The 25,584-nt window shown below is 47.3% G+C and carries 22 protein-coding genes; 16 read left to right on the top strand and 6 right to left on the bottom strand.

What is annotated here, in order from left to right; translation table 11 throughout:
• Nucleotides 1–19: 19 nt before the first annotated feature.
• The 10 genes from pcrB to L2D08_RS11555 all read left to right on the top strand — a co-directional run bounded on the left by pcrB (nt 20) and on the right by L2D08_RS11555 (nt 12,909).
• On the top strand, nt 20–712 hold the full coding sequence (pcrB, locus tag L2D08_RS11600) for a heptaprenylglyceryl phosphate synthase (protein ID WP_242233934.1): 693 nt from the start codon (nt 20–22) through the stop codon (nt 710–712).
• A gap of 40 nt (nt 713–752) precedes the next feature.
• On the top strand, nt 753–2,945 hold the full coding sequence (gene pcrA, locus L2D08_RS11595; RefSeq protein ID WP_242233933.1) for a DNA helicase PcrA: 2,193 nt from the start codon (nt 753–755) through the stop codon (nt 2,943–2,945).
• A 95-nt stretch (nt 2,946–3,040) separates the two neighbouring features.
• Nucleotides 3,041–5,050, top strand: a complete 2,010-nt coding sequence (ligA, locus tag L2D08_RS11590; protein ID WP_242233932.1) for an NAD-dependent DNA ligase LigA — start codon at nt 3,041–3,043, stop codon at nt 5,048–5,050.
• Nucleotides 5,051–5,062: 12 nt separating this feature from the next.
• Complete coding sequence (locus L2D08_RS11585; RefSeq protein ID WP_242233931.1) at nt 5,063–6,232, top strand: CamS family sex pheromone protein; 1,170 nt, start codon at nt 5,063–5,065, stop codon at nt 6,230–6,232.
• Between the two features lie 119 nt (nt 6,233–6,351).
• Nucleotides 6,352–7,161, top strand: a complete 810-nt coding sequence (zupT, locus tag L2D08_RS11580; protein ID WP_242233930.1) for a zinc transporter ZupT — start codon at nt 6,352–6,354, stop codon at nt 7,159–7,161.
• Between the two features lie 148 nt (nt 7,162–7,309).
• Nucleotides 7,310–8,590, top strand: coding sequence for an isocitrate lyase (gene aceA, locus L2D08_RS11575; RefSeq protein WP_242233997.1), 1,281 nt, complete (start codon nt 7,310–7,312; stop codon nt 8,588–8,590).
• Nucleotides 8,591–8,758: 168 nt separating this feature from the next.
• Nucleotides 8,759–9,049, top strand: coding sequence for an Asp-tRNA(Asn)/Glu-tRNA(Gln) amidotransferase subunit GatC (gene gatC / locus L2D08_RS11570; protein WP_242233929.1), 291 nt, complete (start codon nt 8,759–8,761; stop codon nt 9,047–9,049).
• 12 nt (nt 9,050–9,061) lie between these two features.
• Entirely contained in the window at nt 9,062–10,510 is a 1,449-nt protein-coding gene (gatA, locus tag L2D08_RS11565; RefSeq protein ID WP_242233928.1) for an Asp-tRNA(Asn)/Glu-tRNA(Gln) amidotransferase subunit GatA, read from the top strand.
• Between the two features lie 15 nt (nt 10,511–10,525).
• A complete protein-coding gene (gatB, locus tag L2D08_RS11560; RefSeq protein WP_242233927.1) occupies nt 10,526–11,953 on the top strand; it encodes an Asp-tRNA(Asn)/Glu-tRNA(Gln) amidotransferase subunit GatB in 1,428 nt (475 codons plus the stop codon).
• A gap of 182 nt (nt 11,954–12,135) precedes the next feature.
• On the top strand, nt 12,136–12,909 hold the full coding sequence (locus L2D08_RS11555) for an alpha/beta hydrolase (protein ID WP_242233926.1): 774 nt from the start codon (nt 12,136–12,138) through the stop codon (nt 12,907–12,909).
• A 29-nt stretch (nt 12,910–12,938) separates the two neighbouring features.
• Here L2D08_RS11555 and L2D08_RS11550 read toward each other — a convergent pair whose 3' ends face one another.
• The 3 genes from L2D08_RS11550 to argC are packed head-to-tail and all read right to left on the bottom strand — an operon-like array spanning nt 12,939 to nt 15,890.
• A complete protein-coding gene (locus L2D08_RS11550; protein WP_242233925.1) occupies nt 12,939–14,078 on the bottom strand; it encodes an acetylornithine transaminase in 1,140 nt (379 codons plus the stop codon).
• Nucleotides 14,075–14,839, bottom strand: a complete 765-nt coding sequence (gene argB, locus L2D08_RS11545; RefSeq protein ID WP_242233924.1) for an acetylglutamate kinase — start codon at nt 14,837–14,839, stop codon at nt 14,075–14,077. Before argB ends, L2D08_RS11550 begins: the two co-directional genes overlap by 4 nt.
• A gap of 13 nt (nt 14,840–14,852) precedes the next feature.
• Nucleotides 14,853–15,890, bottom strand: coding sequence for an N-acetyl-gamma-glutamyl-phosphate reductase (argC, locus tag L2D08_RS11540; protein ID WP_242233923.1), 1,038 nt, complete (start codon nt 15,888–15,890; stop codon nt 14,853–14,855).
• Between the two features lie 167 nt (nt 15,891–16,057).
• Between argC and L2D08_RS11535 the strand changes: the two genes are divergently transcribed.
• The 6 genes from L2D08_RS11535 (at nt 16,058) to L2D08_RS11510 (ending at nt 23,376) form a co-directional block, all read left to right on the top strand.
• Nucleotides 16,058–16,621 (top strand): thioredoxin family protein, encoded by a 564-nt coding sequence (locus L2D08_RS11535; RefSeq protein ID WP_242233922.1) that lies wholly within the window; start codon nt 16,058–16,060, stop codon nt 16,619–16,621.
• 22 nt (nt 16,622–16,643) lie between these two features.
• Nucleotides 16,644–17,561, top strand: coding sequence for a diacylglycerol kinase (locus L2D08_RS11530; protein ID WP_242233921.1), 918 nt, complete (start codon nt 16,644–16,646; stop codon nt 17,559–17,561).
• Nucleotides 17,562–17,668: 107 nt separating this feature from the next.
• A complete protein-coding gene (locus L2D08_RS11525; protein WP_242233920.1) occupies nt 17,669–18,097 on the top strand; it encodes a MarR family winged helix-turn-helix transcriptional regulator in 429 nt (142 codons plus the stop codon).
• Nucleotides 18,090–19,280 (top strand): MFS transporter, encoded by a 1,191-nt coding sequence (locus L2D08_RS11520; protein WP_242233919.1) that lies wholly within the window; start codon nt 18,090–18,092, stop codon nt 19,278–19,280. Before L2D08_RS11525 ends, L2D08_RS11520 begins: the two co-directional genes overlap by 8 nt.
• A gap of 654 nt (nt 19,281–19,934) precedes the next feature.
• Entirely contained in the window at nt 19,935–21,665 is a 1,731-nt protein-coding gene (locus L2D08_RS11515) for an ABC transporter ATP-binding protein (RefSeq protein WP_242233918.1), read from the top strand.
• Nucleotides 21,646–23,376, top strand: coding sequence for an ABC transporter ATP-binding protein (locus L2D08_RS11510; RefSeq protein ID WP_242233917.1), 1,731 nt, complete (start codon nt 21,646–21,648; stop codon nt 23,374–23,376). Before L2D08_RS11515 ends, L2D08_RS11510 begins: the two co-directional genes overlap by 20 nt.
• Nucleotides 23,377–23,574: 198 nt before the next feature.
• On the opposite strand, the gene L2D08_RS11505 is transcribed toward L2D08_RS11510, so the two are convergent.
• The 3 genes from L2D08_RS11505 to L2D08_RS11495 all read right to left on the bottom strand — a co-directional run bounded on the left by L2D08_RS11505 (nt 23,575) and on the right by L2D08_RS11495 (nt 25,543).
• Nucleotides 23,575–23,991, bottom strand: coding sequence for a pyridoxamine 5'-phosphate oxidase family protein (locus tag L2D08_RS11505; protein ID WP_242233916.1), 417 nt, complete (start codon nt 23,989–23,991; stop codon nt 23,575–23,577).
• Nucleotides 23,992–24,305: 314 nt separating this feature from the next.
• Nucleotides 24,306–24,464, bottom strand: a complete 159-nt coding sequence (locus tag L2D08_RS11500) for a hypothetical protein (protein WP_242233915.1) — start codon at nt 24,462–24,464, stop codon at nt 24,306–24,308.
• A gap of 20 nt (nt 24,465–24,484) precedes the next feature.
• Nucleotides 24,485–25,543: a 2,3-butanediol dehydrogenase gene (locus tag L2D08_RS11495; RefSeq protein ID WP_242233914.1), complete on the bottom strand. Its 1,059-nt coding sequence runs from the start codon at nt 25,541–25,543 to the stop codon at nt 24,485–24,487.
• Nucleotides 25,544–25,584 lie beyond the last annotated feature (41 nt).

Here is a 25,584-nt window from a genome sequence, read left to right as displayed (position 1 = left end):
ATGAATGGAGGCAGTGCACATGTATGATGTTCGCGAATGGCGGCATGTGTTTAAATTAGATCCGAATAAACCGATAGATGATGAATTGCTCGAACGTGTATGCGAATCTGGAACGGATGCTATTGTCGTAGGCGGTTCAGATGGCGTTACGCTGGATAATGTACTGGACTTAATGGTACGGGTGCGCCGCTTTCCGCTTCCGTGCGTGCTGGAAGTATCGTCACTTGAAATCGTAACACCGGGCTTTGATTTGTATTTGATTCCAACCGTTTTAAATACAAACCGGGCCGAATGGATTACCGGCCTGCACGTGGAAGCGATGAAAGAATACGGCGATTTAATGGATCCGGGTGAATTGATTGTAGAGGGCTATTGTATTGCGAACCCTGAGTGCAAGGCAGCGAAACTGACTGGTGTTTCCGAAAAGCCGGATACGGAGGATGTCATTGCGTATGCACGTCTGGCCGGCCACTTATGGAAGCTGCCTGTTTTTTATTTGGAATACAGCGGCACGTATGGTGATGTTGAAGCCGTGCAGCAAGCGGCCGAAGTGTTAAAAGAAACCGAAACCGTGTTTTTCTACGGAGGCGGTATTCAAACAGCCCAGCAGGCAAAAGAAATCGGGCGTTATGCGGATGTAGTCATTGTCGGAAATGCGGTTTATGAAAAGCCGGAAGAAGCATTAAAAACCGTCGCGGCGGTTCAAAAATAGTGTATAATAAAGAACAAACGTTCTAAATGGTGGTGGCAGGATGCAATTTTTAACAGATCGATTATTAAACGGTTTGAATCCACAGCAGCAGGAAGCCGTTAAAACAACAGAAGGGCCGCTCCTGATTATGGCTGGAGCGGGCTCAGGCAAAACCCGGGTGCTGACACACCGGATTGCCTATTTAATTGTTGAAAAAGAAATCAATCCCTATAACATTTTGGCGCTTACGTTTACCAATAAAGCGGCGCGCGAAATGAAAGACCGGATTGGTGCGCTGCTTGGCGGTGCAGCTGAAGAAATCTGGATGTCGACATTCCACTCCATGTGTGTGCGCATTTTGCGCCGGGATATTGACCGGATTGGCTACAGCCGGAATTTTACGATTTTAGATACAGCAGATCAGCTTTCGGTCATTAAAAGCATTTTAAAAGATTTAAACATTGATCCGAAAAAGTTTGATCCGCGGGCGCTGCTTGGCGCGATCAGCTCGTCTAAAAACATTTTGGTGGATGCGGCGGCGTTTGCGCGCCAGCAGGGCGGCTATATGGATAAAGTCACGTCTGATGTGTACACGGAATATGAAAAGCGCTTAAAGAAAAACAATGCGCTTGACTTTGACGATTTGATTATGCTGACGATCCGACTGTTTGAGCGGGTGCCGGAAGTATTGGAGTTTTATCAGCGCAAGTTTCAGTATATTCACGTGGATGAGTATCAGGATACGAATAAGTCGCAGTACACCCTTGTGAAGCAGCTGGCGAGCCGTTTTCAAAATTTATGTGTAGTCGGCGACAGTGACCAGAGCATTTATCGCTGGCGCGGTGCGGACATTGCGAATATTTTATCTTTCGAAAAAGATTATCCTCATGCAAAAGCGATTATTCTTGAACAAAACTACCGGTCAACAGGACGGATTCTACAGGCAGCGAATGAAGTGATTGAAAACAATGCCAACCGAAAGCCGAAAAAGCTTTGGACTGAAAATGTGGATGGAAAAAAAATCGCTTATTTCCGGGCTGACAGCGAACGGACAGAAGCTGAATTTGTGGCCGGTAAAATAAAAGAGCTTTCCGCCACGGGAAGAAAGCCGTCTGATTTTGCTGTTTTGTACCGCACAAATGCCCAGTCGCGTTTGATTGAGGAAACACTGATGAAGTCAAACATTGACTATACGATCGTCGGCGGTATTAAATTCTATGATCGGAAGGAAATCAAAGACCTGCTCGCGTATTTGCGCCTGATTGCAAATCCGGATGATGATATCAGCTTGTCGCGTGTCATTAATGTTCCGAAGAGGGGCCTCGGTTCCACGTCACTTGATAAAATTGCCCGCTACGCGCAGGAGAATGACATTTCCATGTTTAGAGCCCTTGCAGAAGTCGATTTTATCGGTTTAAGCGGTAAAGCCGCGAATGCAGCAGCTGATTTTCGAGATCTGATTCATGTTTATACACAGCAGCAGGAATACTTATCTGTCTCTGAGCTTGTAGAAGAAGTGATTGACCGAACCGGGTACGTGGACATGCTTGCAGCGGAAAAAACAATTGAAGCGCAGACACGGATTGAAAATATCGAAGAGTTTTTATCCGTCACAAAGTCTTTTGAAGAATCAAACGAAGACAAAACGCTTATTGCTTTTTTAACCGATCTGGCACTTGTTGCAGATATAGACCAGCTCGGCAAGGAAGAAGGGCCGGCAGAATCTGTCGTCCTTATGACGCTTCATTCCGCTAAAGGGCTTGAATTCCCCGTTGTATTCCTGATAGGGCTGGAAGAAGGCGTCTTTCCTCACAGCCGCTCGCTTATGGATGACGAGGAAATGGAAGAAGAACGCCGTCTTGCGTATGTCGGGATTACCCGTGCGGAAGAAGAGCTGTATATGACCAATGCAGAAATGCGGACACTATACGGAAAAACAAACATGAATCCTGTGTCGCGCTTTATCAGCGAAATTCCAGAGGATCTGCTTGAATCAGAGAATCCGAAACGACAGCCTCGAAAAGCGATGCCGTTTGGCCAAAAAACACGTCCGGCTGTAACACGCCCGCAAACGAGTGCGGCGGCAGGGCTGGAGTGGAGGGTTGGCGATAAAGCGGCGCATAAAAAATGGGGAACAGGGACCGTTGTGGCGGTAAAAGGAAACGGCGACAGCACAGAGCTGGACATTGCGTTTCCGAGCCCAACCGGCATTAAGCGGCTTCTTGCACAATTCGCACCGATTGAAAAGATATAAAAACCGGTTTAAAGAATCGAAGGCCGCACACGCCGCGTCCTGCGGCAGCGCCTTTGTAACCCACGTGATGTGAACACCGGAAAAGGAGATTGTATATGGATATAAAAACAGCCGAACAGCGTGTGAAGGAACTGCATGACACGCTGAATAAATACAGCTATGAATATTATGTAATGGATCAGCCTTCGGTGCCAGATTCAGAATACGACCGGCTGTTAAAAGAGCTGAATGACATTGAAGCGCAATTTCCGCAGCTGCAAACACCGGACTCACCGACGCAGCGTGTCGGCGGAGCGGTTCTGGATGCTTTTCAAAAAGTGCGCCACGATACGCCGATGCTTAGTCTTGGCAATGCCTTTAACGAAGAAGACCTGCGGGATTTTGACCGCCGCGTCCATCAGCTTGTCGGCCACGCCGATTACTCTTACGTATGCGAACTGAAGATTGACGGGCTTGCTGTCGCGCTTAAATACGAGAATGGAATGTTTGTGCAGGGTGCTACACGCGGTGATGGAACAACGGGAGAAGACATTACAGCAAACTTAAAAACGATTCACTCCATTCCACTTCGGCTGTCCGAGCCGCTTACAATGGAAGTGCGCGGCGAAGCTTTTATGCCAAAGCAATCATTTATCGCCTTAAATGCGATTCGCGACGAAAAAGGAGAAGAGCCGTTTGCCAATCCGCGGAATGCAGCAGCAGGGTCTCTTCGCCAGCTGGACCCCCGCATTGCCGCTTCGCGGAACCTTGATATCTTCTTGTACGGCATTGCGAACCCGGGACCGCTTGGGATCAGCACGCATAGCGAAGGGCTGGATCTGCTTGATACGCTTGGTTTTAAAACGAACAAAGAGCGGCGCGTATGCCAAACGATTGAAAACGTGATCACCTATGTCGAGGAGCAGTCCGAAAAGCGGGCGAAGCTGCCGTATGAAATTGATGGAATCGTCATTAAGGTGAATTCGCTTGACCAGCAGGACGAGCTTGGATTTACGGCGAAAAGCCCGCGCTGGGCCACTGCTTTTAAATTTCCGGCAGAAGAGGTTGTTACAAAGCTTGTAGACATTGAACTGAGTGTAGGACGCACAGGAGTGGTTACGCCAACGGCCATTTTACAGCCGGTTCGTGTTGCAGGCACAACCGTCAGCCGTGCTTCCCTTCATAATGAAGATTTAATCCGTGAAAAAGACATCCGGATCGGTGATATGGTTGTGGTAAAAAAAGCCGGTGATATTATTCCGGAAGTGGTCAGTGTACTGGCCGACCGCCGCACCGGTGAAGAAAAAGAATTCCGCATGCCGGAAGTGTGTCCGGATTGCGGCAGTGAACTGGTCCGCCTGGAAGAAGAAGTGGCGCTTCGCTGTATAAACCCGCAGTGCCCGGCTCAAATCCGCGAGGGTCTGACGCACTTTGTGTCGCGTAATGCGATGAATATTGAAGGGCTTGGCGAAAAAGTAATCGCGCAGCTGTACCGTGAAGAACTGATTAAAGATGTAGCAGATTTATATACGCTTCAGCGGGAGGATTTGCTGAAGCTTGAGCGAATGGGAGAAAAATCGGTAGACAATTTGTTATCCGCTATTGAAGCGTCCAAAAACAACTCGCTGGAACGGCTTTTGTTCGGTCTTGGCATCCGTCATGTCGGCGCAAAAGCAGCAAGAATACTGGCGATGGAGTTTGGCACAATGGACCGCTTAAGAGAAGTGACAGAAGAAGAATTGACGGCTATTCATGAAATTGGCGGCAAGATGGCGGATGCAGTGGTGACGTACTTCCAGCAGCCGGAAGTAGCCGAGCTGATTGAAAAGCTGAAAGCAGCAGGCGTCAATATGTCCTATGAAGGACCGATTCGCCCGGCAGTTGCAGAAGGAGGATCTCCTTTTGCCGGCAAGACGGTTGTGCTGACAGGAAAGCTGATCCAGCTTACGCGTAATGAAGCCAAGGAACGAATCGAAGCGCTCGGCGGGAACGTCACCGGCAGTGTCAGTAAAAAAACAGATCTTGTGATTGCGGGAGAGGAAGCGGGTTCGAAGCTTGAAAAAGCGGAAAAGCTTAGCATTGAAGTTTGGGATGAACAACGGTTTATGGATGAACTTACAAAATAAGAGGTGGCTTTTTTGAAAAAGAAATGGGTCATGGCGGCAGTATCCGCCATGCTGCTTATGGGTGGATGCGCGCCGGCGCTGCAGAACAATGATGAAGTAACACAGGGAGATGGGGAGGAAAAAACATCTGTTATTCCAACCTATCAAATCTCGGACAGTTATTACCGCACAATCGTACCGTTTGAACCGGGCAAAGCGCGTGGCCTTGTTGTTTCCAATTTAAACACACGCTATGATATTGCTGAATTTGAAACGGGCTTAATGCGGATTGCGCAGGAGAATTTTTCTCCAGAGCAATTTTTCTTTCAAGAGGGACAGGTGCTGGATGAAGATGTGATCCGGTCCTGGCTGAGCAGAAAGTATACAGATGCACAGTTAAAAGAAAACGAGCTGACAGCAAAAGAGAATCTTGGGCTGAACCCGATAGATACAGGCGAAGGGTCCGTTGACGAAAGAAACGAAAGAGCACCGATTTATTTGGCTCATATTATGGAGCAGGACTATTTAACGAAAAAAGAGGATAACTCTTTGCAGCTCGACGGCATGGTGATCGGGCTTGCGCTTAATTCCGTTCATTATTATCAAAAGGAAGAATACGGCGCACAGTACGAATTTAAAATGGATGACGAAACGGTTGAAAGAGAAGGCAAGAAAATCGCTGCGGAAGTAGCTTCGCGCCTTCGTTCGATGGACAAAACAAAAAACATTCCGATCACGATTGCTTTATTTAAGCAGGCGCCGCAAAACTCAGTAACAGCGGGAAATTTCATTGCTTATACCCACCTTGATGCAGGTGATGCGGATACATCCGACTGGAAAGCGGTCAATGAAAAATACGTATTGTTCCCATCCAGCTCTGCAGAAGAAGACCATCGGGAAGACTCTACGTATTTCGCTAACTTTAAGCAGGATATTGAATCTTATTTTGATGGCACAAACGGTGTAATTGGACGCGGGCTTTATAGCGGGGAAGAGCTGACAAGCTTGAAAATTGAGATTCCAATTCAGTTTTACGGAAAAGCGGAAGCGATTGGCTTTACACAGTATGTAACCGGCCTTGTGATGGAGCATTTTCCAGCATATATTCCGATTGAAGTAAGTATTACGTCAACAGGCGGCCCGGAAGCGCTTATTGTGAAGGAAGCGAATGCGAAAGAACCATATGTTCATATTTACGAATAAGGAAGAACCTGATTTCATCCAGCTGGGTGAGATCAGGTTTTTTATTTACCTCAACAAAAAAAGTTGCGCGTGAGCAACATATGGCATACACTAATAAAAAAAGATGGAGGAGAACGCAGATGGATGAGAATGTAATGCTGGCCATCGGTTTAACATTATTCGCTGGTCTTGCAACAGGTATTGGCAGTGCGCTGGCATTTTTCACATCGCGTACAAACACAAAGTTTCTCGCCTGGGCGCTTGGGTTTTCAGCGGGTGTGATGATTTATGTCTCGATGATCGAAATTTTTGTAAAAGCGAAAGATGCGCTTGTTTTAGAGCACGGGGAGAAAACGGGCTATTGGCTGACCGTCATCGGCTTTTTTGCCGGCATTGCTGTCATCGCTTTGATCGATAAGTTTATTCCGTCAACCGGAAATCCGCACGAGACGAAAACAGTAGAAGAATTTCATAAAGAGCCGGAGCAGGATGAATACGCCAAGCTTAAAAAAATGGGGATTTTTACTGCGATCGCCATTGCCATTCACAATTTTCCGGAGGGCATTGCAACTTTTGCATCGGCCATTCAGGATCCAGCTCTCGGTATTGCGATTGCAGTGGCAGTCGCCATTCATAATATTCCAGAAGGCATTGCAGTGGCTGTACCTCTTTACTTTGCGACAGGAAGCCGTAAAAAAGCGTTTAAATGGTCCTTTTTGTCGGGTCTTTCAGAGCCGGTAGGAGCGCTTGTAGCCTGGATCGTTTTAATGCCTTATTTAACGGATACGATGTTTGGCATGATTTTCGCGGGTGTTGCCGGCATTATGGTGTTTATTTCACTTGATGAACTGCTCCCGGCTGCCCAAAAGTACGACCAGACACATCTAGCCATTTATGGGATTGTCTCTGGTATGGCTGTTATGGCGCTCAGCTTATTGCTTCTTTTATAAAATGAAAAGCCGGAAGAATTTATTCTTCCGGCTTTATTTTTTTGAATTTTTTAAAAAATGGGTTGGCAAGCAGAATATACTGTTATATAATACATTTTGTAATAAACAATCTGTTTTATAACAAAGGGGATGTTTTAAAATGGGGAATATGGATCAAGCACGGGTGAACCAGCTTCAACAATCATGGGAAAACGATGCTAGATGGAAAGGGATTGAGCGGCCTTATTCGGCAGAAGAAGTGATCAAGCTTCGCGGCTCCATCGATATCGAGCATACCCTGGCTCAGCGCGGCGCTGACAAACTATGGAGTCTGGTAACAGGAGAAAGCTTCGTGAATGCACTCGGTGCCCTGACGGGAAACCAGGCTGTACAGCAGGTAAAAGCAGGTTTGAAAGCGATTTATTTAAGCGGCTGGCAAGTCGCTGCCGATGCCAATCTTTCAGGCCATATGTATCCCGATCAAAGCTTGTATCCGGTAAACAGCGTGCCGAATGTTGTAAAGCGAATCAACCAGGCGCTTCAGCGTGCTGACCAGATCGCACATATGGAAGGTGATCATTCCAATGATTATTTCGCTCCGATTGTAGCCGATGCTGAAGCTGGATTTGGGGGACAGCTTAATGTATTTGAATTGATGAAAGGGATGATTGAAGCGGGTGCAGCAGGTGTCCACTTTGAGGATCAGCTTTCTTCAGAGAAAAAATGCGGGCATCTGGGGGGGAAAGTACTCCTGCCGACACAAACGGCTGTACGAAACTTGATTGCGGCACGCCTTGCAGCAGATGTAATGGGGACCCCAACGGTTTTAATTGCACGTACAGATGCAGATGCAGCGGACCTGATCACCAGTGACATCGATCCGGCTGATGCTCCGTTTATTACAGGCGAACGTACATCTGAAGGCTTTTTCCGGACGAAAGCGGGCCTTGATCAAGCTATTGCACGCGGTCTTGCTTATGCGCCATATGCAGATATGATCTGGTGCGAAACATCCGAACCGAATCTGGAGGATGCACGGCGCTTTGCCGATGCCATTCATGAAAAATTCCCGGGCAAATTGCTTGCGTACAACTGCTCGCCTTCCTTTAACTGGAAGGCAAAACTCGACGATGAAACCATTGGGAAATACCAAGTGGAACTTGGAAAGATGGGCTACAAATTCCAGTTTGTTACACTTGCTGGCTTCCATACGCTGAATTACAGCATGTTCCAGCTTGCGAGCGGATACAAAGACCGGGGAATGGGTGCTTACTCGGAACTTCAGCAGGCGGAATTTGCAGCGGAAAAAGATGGATACACAGCAACCCGGCACCAGCGTGAAGTAGGAACTGGTTATTTTGATGCCGTGTCGATGACTGTAACAGGAGGACAGTCTTCTACAACGGCATTGAAAGGGTCAACAGAAGAAGAACAATTTCAAACAAACTGATCAGCCGCGAACAAAGGGATTTGTCTTGCATTGGGGGATGCAAAATAGATTAAGAACCGCCTTCATTTTGGAGGGCGGTTCTTCTTTTTGTTCACGCGGGCTGAAATCATGGTAAAATAGACTTTGTGCAATTATTAGCGTACAAATTTTTTACGGAGGTGGATTCCATTGACGCGAATTTCAGAAGAACAAGTCCGGCACGTGGCCCATTTGGCGCGCCTTGCGATTACGGACGAAGAAGTGCATACATTTACAGAACAGCTCGATGCGATCATTACATTTGCCGAGCAGCTGAATGAACTGGATACATCAAACGTGCAGCCGACATCGCACGTTTTAAATATGAAGAATGTATTGCGGAAAGACGAATCGGCACCAGGATTAGACCGGGAAGAAGTATTGAAAAATGCACCGGATCAGCAGGACGGCCAAATTCGGGTTCCGTCTATTATCGAGTAAGGAGGAGAGACCGTGTCATTATTTGATCACAAATTAACCGAGATTCAATCGATGATCGACAAAAAAGAAGTATCGATTCCGGATCTTGTGGATGAATCATTCAAACGCATCGCCGCTGTAGACGGAGATGTAAAAGCGTTTCTTGCATTAGACGAAGAGCGTGCCCGCAAGCAGGCGGAAGAAGCACAAGGTGCAGGAAAAACCGGTATTTTATCAGGGATTCCGATTGGCATAAAAGATAATATCGTTACAAAAGGACTCCGCACGACTGCTGCCAGCCAAATCCTTCACAACTTTGACCCGATTTATGATGCAACCGTGGTAAATAAGCTTCGTGAAGCCGGAACCATTACAGTCGGCAAGCTAAACATGGACGAATTTGCGATGGGCTCATCAACGGAAAACTCAAGCTTCCAAAAAACACGTAACCCATGGAATTTAGCTCACGTGCCAGGCGGTTCATCAGGCGGCTCTGCTGCGGCTGTTGCAGCAGGCGAAGTACCGTTTTCACTTGGCTCAGATACAGGCGGATCGATTCGCCAGCCGGCTTCTTTCTGCGGCGTAGTCGGCATGAAACCTACATACGGACGCGTATCCCGCTTTGGTTTGATTGCTTTTGCATCGTCTCTTGACCAGATTGGGCCTATTACACGCAATGTAGAAGACAATGCACATCTTTTAGAAGCGCTTGCTGGCGTTGATCCGTACGATTCAACTTCGGCGAATGTGCCGGCCGAAAGCTTTGCTGCCGGGTTAACAGGCGACATTAAAGGGTTGCGCATTGCTGTACCGAAAGAATACCTTGGAGAAGGTGTTTCAGAAGAAGTAAGACAGTCTGTTCTTGCGGCGCTGAAAGTATTGGAAGGGCTTGGTGCTACGTGGGAAGAAGTATCTCTTCCGCATTCAAAATACGGTGTGGCCACGTACTACCTGCTCGCGTCATCTGAAGCGTCATCCAACCTGGCCCGTTTTGACGGTATCCGCTACGGCTACCGTGCAGAAGGCGCCGAAAACTTAATCGATTTATACAAAAAAACACGCGCAGAAGGCTTTGGCGACGAAGTAAAACGCCGGATTATGCTTGGTACGTTCGCGCTAAGCTCAGGCTACTACGATGCGTATTATAAAAAAGCGCAGCAAGTGCGCACACTGATTAAAAAAGACTTTGAAGATGTGTTCGCGAGCTATGACGTGATCATCGGCCCTACAACACCAACACCGGCGTTTAAAATCGGCGAAATTATCGATGATCCGTTAACAATGTACGCAAATGACATTTTAACGATTCCAGTAAACCTTGCCGGCGTACCGGGCATTTCGGTTCCGTGCGGATTCGCAGAAAACGGCCTGCCGCTTGGCCTGCAGATTATTGGACGCCATTTCGATGAAAAGAACGTATACCGTGTTGCGCATGCGTACGAGCAGGCAACTGATTTCCATAAAGAAAAGCCGAAGCTGTAAAGGAGGGGACCACCTGTGCAATTTGAAACGGTGATTGGACTTGAAGTCCACGTTGAATTAAAAACTAACTCAAAAATCTTTTCGTCAGCCCCGGCCCATTTCGGCGCGGAGCCAAATACGAATACAACGGTGATTGACCTTGGGTATCCAGGCGTTTTGCCGGTAATGAATGAAAAAGCAGTTGAATTTGCGATGAAAGCCGCAATGGCCATCAACTGTGAAATTGCAGAAGAAACAAAATGGGACCGGAAAAACTACTTCTATCCCGATAATCCAAAAGCATACCAAATTTCACAATATGACAAGCCAGTGGGCGAAAACGGCTGGGTTGAAATTGAAGTAAACGGTGAAACAAAACGCATCGGCATTACGCGCCTTCACCTTGAAGAAGATGCGGGTAAACTGACGCATGCTGGCAAGCATTCTCTTTGCGATTATAACCGCCAGGGAACACCGCTTGTAGAAATCGTATCAGAGCCGGATATCCGTACGCCGGAAGAAGCGTATGCGTTTTTGGAAAAATTAAAAGCGATCATTCAGTACACAGAAGTGTCTGACTGTAAAATGGAGGAAGGTTCACTCCGCTGTGATGCGAACATTTCTCTTCGTCCAGTCGGGCAAAAAGAGTTTGGTACGAAAACAGAGCTGAAAAACTTGAATTCCTTCAACTTCGTCCGTAAAGGGCTTGAATACGAAGAAAAACGCCAGGCGGATGTTCTGTCATCCGGCGGAACGATTGACCAGGAAACACGCCGTTTTGACGAAGCAACCGGCAAAACGCTGCTTATGCGCGTGAAGGAAGGATCAGATGACTACCGTTACTTCCCAGAGCCGGATTTGTTATCAGTCATCATTGACGATGAGTGGAAAGAGCGCGTACGCGCGTCGATCCCAGAGCTTCCGGATGCACGCAAAAAGCGTTACATGGAAGAGCTTGGACTGCCGGCGCATGACGCGAAAATTTTGACAATGTCAAAAGACATTGCCGATTTCTTTGAAGCAACGGTAGCAGCCGGTGCTGCAGCAAAGCTTGCTTCTAACTGGATGATGGGTGAAGTGCCGGCGTACTTGAACGCAGAGAGCAAAGAGCTTGCTCAAACAAAGCTGACACCAGAGAACCTTGCTGGGATGATTAAATTGCTTGAAGAAGGAACCATCTCGTCTAAAATCGCTAAAACCGTATTTAAAGAAATTATTGAAAACGGCGGCGATGCCGAAGCGATCGTAAAAGAAAAAGGACTTGTGCAAATTTCTGACGAATCAGCGCTTTTAAAATTCGTAAACGACGCTTTAGATGCGAACCCGCAGTCTATTGCCGACTTTAAAGAAGGCAAGAAAAAAGCGATCGGCTTCCTTGTTGGGCAAATTATGAAAGCCTCCAAAGGCCAGGCGAATCCGCAGGCGATCAATAAGCTGCTTGTAGAAGAAATTCAAAAAAGATAATAAATGATCAGGCAGGATGGCGCGATTGAACTTCAATCGCGCCATTTTTGTATGTAATAGCACCGCTTTTTCAATCGAACGGTTTTCTTTTTCTGTTAATTCCAACTTGACTTGTCGGATAAAATCCGTTAAAGTATATATATCTTATAAAAATAATCGGAATTAAAACGGAGGGCCGGATAATGAGCAGAGAATATACTGTAATCCCAGGTGCTGAGTCATTTTATTTAGAAGGAAATGAAATTGGTATTGTTCTTTCCCATGGATTTATTGGTACGCCGCAAAGTGTCCGGGAGGTAGCTGAAGCATTGAACCAAAAAGGATTTTCGGTTTTTGCTCCAAGATTGAAAGGCCACGGCACGCACCAGGAAGAAATGGAAACATGCACACATGATGACTGGTATAACAGCTATTCAAACGCCTGCCGCTTTTTGAAAAAGCGCGGCAAGCGTATTTTCTTAATGGGGCAGTCCATGGGCGGCACACTGACGCTTAAATTTGCAGCCGCTCATCAGGACATTGAAGGCATTATTACGATTAATGCAGCTCTTACACTGCCGTCACTCGATTACTTGCAGTATGATCCGGCTCCTCGTTTTATTCCGGAAGGAGCGCCGGATATTAAAAAAGACGGCGTCCATGAAATCGCGTACGAAGAAGCACCTGTTGCTGCTGTGCGCGAGCTGCAAAAGCTCATGAAAGAGGTGCCGAGCGTACTGCACCGTGTCCGCGTGCCGGCGCTTTGCATCAAATCAGCGGTAGATCACGTCGTGCCGCCGGAAAACACATCGTTTATTTACCAGGCGATTTCATCCAAACAAAAGAAAATCGTCACACTGCGAAATTCTTACCATGTAGCCACCATGGATTATGATGCGAACCGCATTGTAGAAGAAGCTGCTGCATTTATTGAAGAAACCATCCAAAAACAGTCGGCATTTCGAAAAGTATTGTAAAAAGCGGTCTCCGAATGGAGACCGCTTTTTTAATTGGTTAAAATATTGGTAATCACGTTCACAGCTGTTTGAATTTCCGCCTCTGTTGCGGTAAGAGGCGGAAGAAGGCGGATTACATGGGTACCGGCTGTTAAAATAAGCAGGTTATGTTCACGCGCTTTAGCTAAAAACGGTCCCGCTTCTTCGTTCAGCTCAATACCTACCATTAAGCCTCTTCCCTTGAGCTTTTTAAAGATAGGCTGCTCTTTTAGTGCTTCTTCGAGCAGCGAGTGAAGCTGTTCGCCTTTTTGGGTTACGTCGGCCAAAAAGGATTCGTCAAAGATGGTGTTCAATGTTTCTTTGGCCGCTGCAAGAGCAACCGGGTTGCCGCCGAATGTCGAGCCGTGTGAACCGGCAGAAAACGCTTCAGCAAGGGACGCTTTACCGATAATCGCACCGAGAGGAAAGCCGCTCGCAATTCCTTTTGCAACCGAGACAATATCCGGATTCAAGCCGATATGCTGAAAAGCAAATGGCTTTCCGGTACGGCCGATGCCTGTCTGGATTTCATCAATAATAACAAGAGAGCCATTTTGGTGAGCCAGTTCTTCGGCTTTCTTCAGAAATTCTGCATTTCCTTCATTAATACCGCCTTCACCTTGAATCACTTCAAACATAATGGCTGCGGTATTGTCATCAAGGGCAGCTGTCAAGGAATCAAGATCATTCATGGTGATATACTCAAATGATTCGAGCATGGGGCCAAAGCCGATTTTAATTTTGTCCTGGCCGGTCGCCGCCATCGTGGCAAAAGTGCGGCCATGGAATGAATCAACGAATGTAATCACTTTTGTCCGGCCGGTTGATTTGCGGGCAAGCTTAATAGCTGCTTCATTTGCTTCAGCGCCGCTGTTTCCGAAAAACACAAGATCGAGCCCGGATGCATCTGCCAGCTGCTTCGCTACTTCTTCCTGCAGCTCAATTTGAAACAAATTTGATGTATGCCAAAACTGGTTCAGCTGCTCTTCAACTGCTGTTTTGACATTGTCCGGTGCGTGGCCAAGGTTGCATACGCTGATGCCGGATGTAAAGTCTAAATATTCCTTGCCATCTTTTGCTGTTAAATAAGAGCCTTTTGCTTTGACGGGTGTAATATCCCATCTTGCATATGTAGGAAATAAGTGACTCATACTGTTTCCTCCTTTTGAAATAAAGTGCCATGCCACGTTTCATTTTCATAGAACGGTTTTTTGCCAGAGACAATATGAACATGTCCGCAGCTTTCGAGTGCTTTCAGGGCGGTATGAACTTTTGGAATCATCCCGCCGCTGATCACACCAGAATCAATGAGCTCGTTTGTTTCGGAAGCAGTGAGAGATGGAATTAGTTCGCCATCTTTTAAAACACCGGGCACATCTGTCACCATAAGAAGGTGGTCTGCCTGAAGGGCGTAAGCAGCCGCGCCTGCTGCATGATCTGCATTTACATTCAACACCGTTCCGTCTGGACCTTTCGCAATCGGTGTTAGAACGGGAAGGAGGCCGGCTTCAAGGAACAGCTGGAGCACTTCTTTGTTAACAGCTGTTACGTCACCGACAAACCCAAGTTCTTTCTGGTTAATAAAGTCGGCTTGAAGAATCCCCTGGTCGCTTGACTGTACACCAATAGCCGGAATACCTTGTGATTCAAGCATACGGACCAGTTTCCGGTTCATGCTTCCGGACAGAACAAGCTCCGCTGCCTGAAGCACTTCCTCTGATGTAACGCGCAGACCGTTTTTAAACTCGCTTTTTACGTTCATTTTCTCGAGCATAGCGTTAATTTCCGGACCGCCGCCGTGAACGAACACAATTTTATATCCATCGGCGATCAGCGCGTTCATACTGTCAAAAAAGCTTTGTGACAATTCTTTTAACACACTGCCGCCGCATTTTACGACTACTGTTTTCATCGGTCTCCTCCTCTTATGGGTACATCGGAAAGCCTTTAAGCCCCGATGTTTCCTCGAATCCAAACATAATATTTGCATTTTGAACGGCTTGTCCCGCTGCACCTTTTACAAGGTTATCGATAACGGACACAATTACAAGACGGTTCGTGCGTGTATCCACATCAACAGAAATATCACAGAAGTTTGAACCGGCCACTTCTTTAATGCCAGGGAACTGTTTCACCGGGCGCACACGGACAAATGGATCGTTTTTATAGGTATCAGCGTAAAGAGCATGCGCTTCTTCTGTTGTTATATCGCGTGTGAGCGGTGCATACATCGTTGCCATAATTCCGCGGGATACCGGCAGAAGATGTGTAGAAAACGTAATAGGGGCGGCTGATTCGTTCCACCAGGAAAGCTGCTGCTCAATTTCCGGAATATGCTGATGCTCATTTACTTTATAAATGCGGAAGTTATCATTCATCTCCGCGAAATGAACGATCGGAGACAAGCCGCGTCCAGCACCCGATACACCCGATTTGGCATCAATAATAATATTTTTCATATCAATTACACCGTTTTGTACAGCAGGAGCAAGCCCTAAAAGCGCTGCGGTCGGATAACAGCCTGGATTGGATAGCACGGATGCCGACTTAATGTTTTCACGGTTCCATTCTGTCAGCCCGTACACGGCATCGGCGACAAATTCTTTCGGAGCCGGGTCTTTTTTATACCACTTTTTATAATCTTCTGTTTCTTTTAAGCGAAGGTCTCCGGATAAATCGACGACTTTGGCCCGTCCGCCGGCAAGCTGGGGGGCAAGGGCAGCGGCTGCGCCGGAAGGAACCGCTAAAAACACAACGTCTGACTCCTGTTTGATCGCTTCTGTATCAATTTTCGTTAAGGGAAGCGGGCAAATCTCGGCAAGATGAGGATACTCTTCTGTAACAGGAACGCCGTCTTTGCTGGATGAATAAACAGCGTGCAGCTCAAAATGTGGATGATTGGATAAAAGGCGTATAAGTTCAATTCCTCCGTAGCCGGAAGCGCCGATGACTGATGCTTTCATGGGAAAACTCCTTTGTATTTTTATTTATAATTATTAATATTTATTAATTTATTCTTCTTCATTATAGAATTGTGCTTCCTTGAAATCAACCGATTTTGTCAAATCGGCCGTTTTTGTGCATAATGGAGGATAGGATGTTTTGAAAATCCGTAACGGAGGAACGAAAAATGAATCTGCAGGAATGGTTTGAAAAAGGACTGACACCTGAGGACTATATAAACAATATGTCGGAGCATAAAGAAAATCTTCTTTATGTATTAAAAAATTTTCACTTATCGAGCGAAGAAGCTTCTCTTATTGATAAAGTAAGCGAAGCCAATTGGCGTGTCATTGTCCTCACAGAAGACTGGTGCGGGGACGCTATGGTAAACGTTCCTATTCTGCTTGCCATGGCAAAAGCAGCAAAGATGGAAGTACGTATGCTGCACCGCGATGAAAATCTGGAGCTGATGGACCAGTATTTAACAAATGGAACATCACGGGCAATTCCTATTTTTATTTTTATAAACGAAGAAGGAGCGGAGCAGGCCGTATGGGGGCCGCGTGCTCCAGCCGTGCAGGAAATGGTCACACAGTACCGTTCATCTCTGCCGCCGCGTGACCATGAAGATTTCGAGAAAAAGAGCCGTGATATGATCCAGGCATTAACAGAAACCTACCGCACGGACGAATCGATCTGGCAGGAAATATACCGCAGCATAAAAACAACGCTTGCGGAACGATTATATTAATAGCAGAAAGACTGGGATAAAGATGACGAAACGAGCACGAATTATTTACAATCCAACCTCTGGGCGCGAATTATTCCGCAAGCATTTGCCGGAAGCGCTCGAAAAGCTTGAAAAAGCCGGATATGAAACTTCCGCGCATGCAACAACGGGAGAAGGAGACGCGACCGAAGCGGCACGAATCGCCACGGAACGGAAATTCGATGTTGTCATTGCAGCAGGCGGCGATGGAACGTTAAATGAAGTAGTGAATGGCCTGGCCGGCCAGGAGCATCGTCCGAAATTCGGCGTGATTCCAATGGGCACGACCAATGACTTCGCCCGGGCCTTGCATATTCCACGTGATATTCAAGGAGCCATTGATGTGATCACAGCCGGTGAAACCATTCCGGTGGACGTCGGGCGCATGAATGAGCGCTATTTCATTAATATTGCAGGGGGCGGCCGTTTAACAGAGCTTACGTATGAAGTGCCAAGCAAGCTGAAGACGATGCTCGGCCAGCTTGCTTATTATTTAAAAGGCATCGAAATGCTGCCTTCGATTAAGCCGACAGATATTAGAATTGAATATGATGGTGAAGTGTTTGAAGGAGAATCCCTTCTTTTTTTAATCGGGCTGACGAATTCAGTCGGCGGTTTTGAAAAGCTGGCGCCGGATTCATCTGTTAACGACGGTTTATTTACGCTGATTATCCTAAAGAAAACCAACCTGGCTGAATTTATCAGAATTGCAAGCCTTGCCCTGCGGGGAGATCATTTAAATGACCCTCATGTTATTTATACAAAAGCAAGCCGGATTCATGTTCAATCATCGGAACCGTTGCTGATTAATCTTGACGGGGAGCTTGGCGGCGAGATTCCGGCTGATTTTGAAAATTTATACCGCCATCTTGATGTTTTTGCGCCAATCGAAAAGCTTCGTCCACAGGACCGCATTTATTAATATGGGCTGCTTCGGTGATACCGAAGCAGCTTTTTTATAGAAAGTATTTCGTGTGGCGAAGAATCGTGTTATAATTTAGTTACCTAAGTAATCAATTGGAGGATGGAATGGAAACACATGAGCTATTTCATACGATTCATCAGCTGTCTCGCACGCTGACTAAGCAAGTGAATGAAACGCTGCATCCGTTCGGTCTGTACAGTGCACAGTGGGCGGTTTTATTTGTGCTGAAAACAAAAGGGGCCATGCCGCAGTCGGCGCTATGCGAATACCTGGCAGTTGAAGCACCACCGATGACCCGGACGATTCAGCGTCTTGCCAGGCAGGGATATGTACAGCAGGTGCCGGGTGAAGATAAGCGGGTAAAAGTGATTCACTTAACGGATAAAGCGCACGAGGCATATCCAGAATGGGAGAAAGCCGTTTTAACGATGAATGACCGTCTGCTTGAGCAGGTGCCGTGGGAACAGCGGATGCTTGTGCAAATGGCACTTCATGATTGGCTTGGAAAAATGAAAGGGGATTTACATGAATAAACCAGCTCTATGGACAAAAGATTTTATCAGCATCTCATTAACAAACTTTTTCTTATTTATGACGTTTTATTTTCTGCTTGTCACGCTGCCCGTTTATGTATTAAACGAATTGAACAGCACGGAAAGTGAAGCAGGACTGGCTACAACCGTCTTTCTCATTTCAGCGATTTTGATCCGGTTTGTTTCTGGGCAATGGGTCGAGCATTTCGGCAAGAAAAAAGTATTGATTGCGTCACTTGTGATCTTTTTTGCAGCATCGGTTTTATACCCGTTCACAAATGGACTTACAGCGCTTCTTGTGCTTCGATTCTTCCACGGTATTGGCTTTGGGATGGCGACTACCGCAGCCGGAGCTGTCGTAGCGGATATTATCCCGAATTCACGCCGGGGTGAGGGAATGGGCTACTATGTGATGTCCATGAACCTGGCTATGGCGATCGGCCCGTTTGCGGGACTTGCCATTATGAACAAATGGAGTATTCAAGCGGGCTTTATCGTGTGTGCAGCAGTTGCCTTGATTGCGCTGATGATCGGCTGGTCATTGAAAAATGAGAAAGCGGACAGCCGCAAGCCTGCTGCACAATTTAAGCTGGATCTGTCTCCGGGTAATTTAATTGAAAAGTCTGCTCTGCCGATCGCGCTGACCGGTACATTTTTCGCCATTGTTTATTCAGCTATTTTATCCTTCGTTTCGGTTTATGCTGAAGAGCTGCATATTGGTGCCGTATCAGGCTTCTTTTTTGTTGTGTATGCGGTTGTTATTGTACTGTCCCGTCCGTTTACCGGCCGGTGGTTTGACCGTTATGGTGCCAATGCCATCGTTTATCCGTCGATTGTTGTATTCGCAGTGGGGATGCTTTTGCTGAGCCAGGCTGGCGGCGCCGGTCTTTTTCTGATTGCAGCAGGGGTGATCGGGCTTGGCTGGGGCACTTTATTCCCTGGCTTTCAAACGATTGCCATATCAAAAGCGCGGCCTGAGAAAAAAGCGCTGGCGACAGCAACATTTTTGTCTCTTTTTGACCTCGGCATCGGCTTTGGGTCCTTTGTAATGGGGGTTGTAGCATCCGGTCTCGGCTTTAAAATGCTTTATGCTGCGTGTGCGGTATACGTGCTCGCCGGTGTGATTGTTTATTATTTTGTACAAAAAAGTAAGAGGGAGACAGAACAGTTTCCTCAGCTATAAACTGCCCGCCTGCCGGCATCGCTTCGTTCGATGCCGGCAGGCTTTTTTAAATTTTTCAGATCATCCGCATGAAAAGCCGTGCTTTTTTGTTCCATGCATGGCGAATGACTATGCCAAATTGAAAATAGGTCCTACCCAAGAAGAAACGCGTAAACATTTTGCGCATCAGCCGTACACCATGGCGTTTTTTCTTGTAAAGAGCGGAATACCTGTCCAGGATATTGTCATTCCCGTCCGCTTTACTTACCTTGTTATCGCCCAATATTCAAAGTCCATTGCCCGGGTACTTCTGCATCGAACATCTCGATGAAAAGAAAAAAACAGTGACCCTATCACAGCTTCAGCCGTTAGATGTGTGCTGCGGTACAGCAGTCTGCTTTCATGAGCTTTCTTTTTAGAGCAGACAAATGTGTGCGTAATCGTCCGCATAGAAGGAATCAGCGCCATTCAATGCCTGGATATGGAGCTGATGGTGAAAAGAGCGTTTATCGAGCCAAAATGGTAGGTCACTTCTCCAGCTGGTAAATAGAACAGGCTGGAGAATGCCTTCTGCTCCTTGAGCGGACAGGCATACCGGACGCTTCTTGAAAGAAGCGATTTCTTTTTATGTTTGCTACACTAAAGATAAACAAAGAGATGGAAGAAGGAATGGGGATGAATCATGTTTGGGTGTTATTAAAGCCGTATCGTCTGCGGATGGCTGCTGCCTGGGGACTGATGCTGCTTGAGCTTGCAGTGGAACTCGTGCTGCCGGTTTTAATGGCGAAAATGATCGATGACGGCATCGCGGCTGGAGAGATGAACGCGATTTTATTTTGGGGCAGTATCATGGTCGGGCTGTCGCTGTTTTCATTCTCTGCTGGAATTACCAATTCATTTATTGCTGCGCGGATTGGCCAAAACTACGGGTTCGATATTCGAAAGAAACTGATCGAGAAAGTGCAGTTTTTTTCGTTCGGGCAGTACGGCTACTTTGATACGTCGACATTAATTACAAGGATGACAAACGATGTGACCCAGCTGCAAAACGCTGTTTTTATGAGTCTGCGCATTATGCTGCGTGCACCGTTAATGATTCTCTTTGGCACAATGATGGCGCTGTTCGTTCATTTTAAGCTAGCGTCGGTGCTGCTTATAACGGTGCCGGTCATGACCATCTTTATGCTGTTTATGATGCGAAAGGGAGCGGGTATGTTTCAACGTGTGCAGCTTAAGCTCGACCGTGTAAACAGCGTAATGCGTGAAAACTTGACGGGCATCCGGCTGATCCGGGCATTTGTCCGCAGCGGACATGAAACGGCGCGGTTTGAACGGGCTGGCAAAGCACTCATGGAAAATACGATCGGCGTCATCCGCACATTTGAAAGCATTGTGCCGATTTTGATGCTTGTGATGAATGGCGGCCTTTTATTTATCCTGTGGTTCGGCTTTGCCGAGCTGCAAAGCGGCACAGCGACCACAGGTGAAATTGTGGCTGTGATCAACTACGCGGCACGGATTATTATTTCACTATCAATCCTTACGTTTATTACACTTGCGTTTGCCCGCGGCAGAGCTTCTGCTGCCCGGGTCAATGAAGTATTAATGGTGAAAGAGGAGCAGCACCCGGCTGTAACAGAGACTTATCCAGCAGAAGGAGATCTCTCATTGGAGGAAATTACCTTTACATACCCGGGCGGTAAAACGCCCGTGCTTCATTTGCTCTCCATGAATATTAAGAGCGGCAGCATGGCCGCTGTTCTAGGAGAAACCGGCTCCGGCAAGTCAGCACTGCTTTCTTTGATTCCGCGCTTGTACGAGCCGGAGAAAGGGCGTGTTGCCATCGGCGGCCGTGATATAAGCCGGATGGACGTCGGCCTGCTTCGGCGCCATATTGGCTTTGTCCCGCAGGAATCTCATTTGTTTACCGGATCAATTATCGATAACATTCGCTGGGGCAAAAAAAATGCGACCGATGAAGAAGTAATGGAAGCCGCTCAAAAAGCGCAAATTCATGAAACGATCGTTTCATTGCCGGACGGATACCATACGGTGATCGGGCAAAAAGGCGTTACGCTCTCAGGAGGACAGAAGCAGCGGCTGTCCATCGCAAGGGCGCTCGTTCGGCAGCCGGATATTTTACTGTTGGATGACAGTACGAGCGCGTTGGATGTAAAAACGGAAGCCGCACTTATTGAGGCAATCACTGCCCAGCCATGCACTGTAGTGATTGTAACGCAAAAAATTTCAACTGCTGAACAAGCGGATTGTATTTTTATAATGGAAGACGGTCGAATTGCTACTTCCGGCACGCACGGGGAACTGGCACGGGAAAACGGCTTGTACAGACGCCTGCTGGAGTCGCAGGGCAGAGGAGGTGGAATTCATGAAGCATCCGGGCAATAACAGGGAAACCAAGCCGCAGATCAGCAACATGTCTGAGACGCTGAAGCGGATTGGCCGCTATTTGCTGAAGAGAAAAGGAAAACTGGTGCTGACAATGATAATGGTGGCGCTGGGTTCCGCATTAGCCCTGGCCGGCCCTTTTTTAACCGGGAAGGCGATCGATGATTATATGGCATCGGGGAATGAACGCGGCCTGCTTCTGCTGCTCGCCGGCCTGGCACTAGTATATGTCAGTTATTCAGCCGTCAGCTTTCTGCAAAACTATTGGATGGTGGAAATTGCCCAACAAACCGTCTACGAGCTTCGTGATGATTTATTCCGCCATTTTCATACACTGCCGATTTCTTTTTTCGATAAGCGCCGCCACGGCGAGCTGATGAGCCGTGTCACCAATGACATCGATAATATCAGCAGTACACTGAACAGTTCCATTATTCAAGTGGCATCGGGGCTGTTGACACTCACCGGCTCCATTGTCGTGATGCTTTATTTAAGCCCGCTTTTAACTGCTGTGACTTTGCTCATTATCCCGCTGATGTTTGGCGGAATGAAATGGATCACAAGCCGCACCGGCCCAAGGTTTAAAGAGCAGCAGCGCCACCTTGGCGATTTAAACGGGTTTATTGAAGAAGCGATTTCGAGCCGGCATATCGTCAAAATGTTTTCCCGGGAAGAAGATATCATTGAAGAATTTATGGAAAAAAATGAGCGTCTGCGTGAAGCCGGTTATCTGGCACAGGCTTATTCGGGCTTTATTCCGAAATTAATGAATGTGTTGAATAACGCTGGTTTCGCTGTGATTGCTCTTGTCGGCGGTGTTCTAGCGCTGAACGGGCAGGCAACGGTTGGCACCATTGTGATCTTTACAGAATACGCCCGCCAATTCACGCGCCCCCTCAATGATCTGGCCAATCAATACAACACAATGCTGTCAGCAGTCGCCGGAGCGGAACGGGTATTTGATATTATGGATACGGATGAAGCGGTTGACGGGAAGAAAGGACAGACACCGCTTCTGTCGGGGGAAGTAGTGTTTGATGATGTTTCTTTTTCATATGAAGAAGGAAAAAAAACATTATCTCATGTTTCATTCCACGCTTTACCCGGAGAGATGGTCGCTTTGATCGGCCCGACTGGTTCAGGTAAAACGACAATTATGAATTTACTTGTCCGGTTTTATGAGCCGGATGGAGGCAAAATTTTGTTTGACGGTATAGACAGCCGGGATATTTCCGGAGCAGCACTGCGCAGCCAAATGGGATTTGTGCTGCAGGATACGGTACTTTTTGAAGGAACCATGATGGAAAATATCCGCTATGGCCGGCTGGATGCAACCGATGAAGAAGTTATAGAAGCCGCCAGGCAGGCCAATGCCCATTCGTTTATTGAACGGATGCCGGACGGATACCATTCCATGCTCAAGCAGGATGGATCAGGCATCAGCCAGGGGCAGCGCCAGCTTCTGGCGATTGCCCGGGCGATCTTGGCTGATCCAGTTTTGTTGATTTTAGATGAAGCAACAAGCAGTATCGATACAATCACTGAATTGCATATTCAGGAAGCGCTCGGCCGCCTGATGAAAGGACGGACCAGCTTCGTCATCGCTCACCGGCTGAACACCATCCGCCGTGCCGATCAAGTGATCCGGCTGAAAAATGGCGGTATTCAAGCAATCGGCTCATATGAAGAGGTTGTAGCAGCCGCCCGGTAAAAGCACCCCCTCAGGCTATTGGCAAACACCCGCTTTCGTCGTCACTTGCCGGCTGTGAGTGCTCACGATCTCCAAAAGGTCACTCCGCTTCCCGGCCGGCGGCGTTCCTGGAAAGTCATACGTTTTTAATCAGCCTGCTTTCTTACTTTGTCTACAACCAAAAAGCACCGCCTTAAAAGGCGGTGCTTTTGATTTCTGTTACAGCTCCAGCGTTTGCGGCGGCTGTCCTTTTTTATTCATAAGCCGGATTTGCTCAGGGGTAACCTTTAAAATCAATAACTTTGGATCCTCCGGCCCGTCAAACCATGACTCTAAATGTTCATTCCATACTTTTTTCTTTAAGCCTTCATCGTCGGACTCGGTCACTTTTCCTTCGATTTCGACATATTCATCGCCGATTCCCTCTCCGTTATAGCCAAGCAGAATATGAGTGTATGGGTTCTGCTCGATATCTTCTGTTTTATGAGTGTCTTTACTTGTGGCCGTGTACAGTGTTAAATCGTCATTAAAAAAAGTCATATAGCGTGAACGCGGCTTGTTATCATGAATAGTGGCCATCGTTCCCACAAGGTTGCTGTCGATAATTGAGGCAATTTGATCTTTTAGTGAACTCATTTTCAATCACTCCTTATATGGATTACTATTCCACTTTCCGCCGGTTCTAAACAAAAAAAGAACATCCAGGGAGGATGTTCTTTCAGTTTATAGACAAAGCCTTTCACTTTTAAAAAAGAGCCTCCTCGGCTGCGCCTGCGGGGTCTCCCGACTCACTGTACTTCCCGCAGGAGTCTTCGTCCGGCAGGCTTCACTAAGTGGTGTTGCAAGGTCTAAATAGACATTTCCACTTTTTTAAACAAAAAGATACGACCTTATGAGCTCTATACCATCTTGTTGCAAGCCACTTGGCGGTGGGAGGGCGGCGCAGACTCCTATGGGACGAGCGGGCAGTTGAGACCGATGGAGCCGCCAGGCGAAGCCGGGCTCAGCGCCTGCCCCATGGAAAGCGGAGCTGCCTGGACGCCGCCGATCATCCCATTCATGTGCATTGTCATTAACATAATTTTCCCAAAATCTAAAAGAACATCCAACAAGGATGTTCTTTTTTTTATCAATCAGGCTGGGCTTTAACTAAAATCTTTATATGATTTTTTTCCTTCACCAGTGCTTCAAACCCTTCCGCTACCACATCATCAAGCGAAATGCGTTTTGTTACAAGCTTTTCCGCCAGAAAATAGCCTTGCTGCATAAGCTCCATAACGGCCGGGGAAATATCACGGTAGGCAATAATGCCTTTTACAGTCCGTTCCTGAAGCACAACATTATTTGGCTGCACAGACGCCTCGGATTCCCAAATAGAAACGATGACGGTTTCTCCTTCAAATGTTGCAGCGTCAATCGCCTGCTGGAGAACAACCGGCACACCTGTAACTTCAAACGCCACATCTACGCCGCCGTCTGTCAGCTCCTGAAGACGCTCTACGACATTTTCCTCTTTCGGGTTAATCACATCGCGTGCTCCCAGCTCTCTTGCTTTTGCTGCTCGTTCAGGAGAAAGCTCAACGGCATAAATTTCGGATGCACCTGCTGCCCGGAGCGCTTCAATCACAAGCAGGCCAATAGGATCCGCTCCGAAAACCGCCGCTTTATCACCCGCTTTTAATTTGCTCAGGCGGACTGCATGAAGAGCGACCGCCGCCGGTTCAACGAGTGCGCCCTGTTCGAAAGGAAGGCCGTCCGGCATTTTATGTACCATATGCTCATCGACCACTGTATATTCAGGAAACCCGCCTCCTCCTCCAGACAATCCATGAAAGCCGAGGTGTTTACACAAGTTGTATTTTCCTTTTTTACACGCCGCACATTCACCACAGGAAAGAATAGGCTCCACCACAACCGGATCGCCCGGCTGAACACGTGTGACGCCTGCACCTACTTCGATAACCCTGCCGGAAAACTCATGCCCCATTACAATCGGTGCCCTATCCCGGCTGGCGTAATGCGGTTCTTTCACCGGTACAAAAATAGGACCTGCTGCGTATTCATGCAAATCACTGCCGCAAATACCTGTCCATTCTACTTGAATCTTTACTTTTCCGGGCGCCGTTACCGGTTCATCAATGGTTTCAACACGGATATTTTTCGCTTCATACCAACGCAAAGCTTTCATACGTAAAACCTCCTGATAAAGTATTTGCCTGCACTATTATT

The organism is Domibacillus sp. PGB-M46, assembly GCF_022668875.1.
Lineage (GTDB): Bacteria > Bacillota > Bacilli > Bacillales > Domibacillaceae > Domibacillus.
The sequence above is the reverse complement of the archived record's forward strand: the minus strand, read 5'-3'. Positions and strand labels throughout refer to the sequence as shown.

Coding starts and splice junctions, on each gene's coding strand:
- pcrB (WP_242233934.1), top strand. CDS start 20: ATGTATGATGTTCGCGAATGGCGGCATGTGTTTAAATTAGATCCGAAT.
- pcrA (WP_242233933.1), top strand. CDS start 753: ATGCAATTTTTAACAGATCGATTATTAAACGGTTTGAATCCACAGCAG.
- ligA (WP_242233932.1), top strand. CDS start 3,041: ATGGATATAAAAACAGCCGAACAGCGTGTGAAGGAACTGCATGACACG.
- zupT (WP_242233930.1), top strand. CDS start 6,352: ATGGATGAGAATGTAATGCTGGCCATCGGTTTAACATTATTCGCTGGT.
- aceA (WP_242233997.1), top strand. CDS start 7,310: ATGGATCAAGCACGGGTGAACCAGCTTCAACAATCATGGGAAAACGAT.
- L2D08_RS11555 (WP_242233926.1), top strand. CDS start 12,136: ATGAGCAGAGAATATACTGTAATCCCAGGTGCTGAGTCATTTTATTTA.
- L2D08_RS11550 (WP_242233925.1), bottom strand. CDS start 14,078: ATGAGTCACTTATTTCCTACATATGCAAGATGGGATATTACACCCGTC.
- argB (WP_242233924.1), bottom strand. CDS start 14,839: ATGAAAACAGTAGTCGTAAAATGCGGCGGCAGTGTGTTAAAAGAATTG.
- argC (WP_242233923.1), bottom strand. CDS start 15,890: ATGAAAGCATCAGTCATCGGCGCTTCCGGCTACGGAGGAATTGAACTT.
- L2D08_RS11535 (WP_242233922.1), top strand. CDS start 16,058: ATGAATCTGCAGGAATGGTTTGAAAAAGGACTGACACCTGAGGACTAT.
- L2D08_RS11530 (WP_242233921.1), top strand. CDS start 16,644: ATGACGAAACGAGCACGAATTATTTACAATCCAACCTCTGGGCGCGAA.
- L2D08_RS11525 (WP_242233920.1), top strand. CDS start 17,669: ATGGAAACACATGAGCTATTTCATACGATTCATCAGCTGTCTCGCACG.
- L2D08_RS11520 (WP_242233919.1), top strand. CDS start 18,090: ATGAATAAACCAGCTCTATGGACAAAAGATTTTATCAGCATCTCATTA.
- L2D08_RS11515 (WP_242233918.1), top strand. CDS start 19,935: ATGAATCATGTTTGGGTGTTATTAAAGCCGTATCGTCTGCGGATGGCT.
- L2D08_RS11510 (WP_242233917.1), top strand. CDS start 21,646: ATGAAGCATCCGGGCAATAACAGGGAAACCAAGCCGCAGATCAGCAAC.
- L2D08_RS11505 (WP_242233916.1), bottom strand. CDS start 23,991: ATGAGTTCACTAAAAGATCAAATTGCCTCAATTATCGACAGCAACCTT.
- L2D08_RS11495 (WP_242233914.1), bottom strand. CDS start 25,543: ATGAAAGCTTTGCGTTGGTATGAAGCGAAAAATATCCGTGTTGAAACC.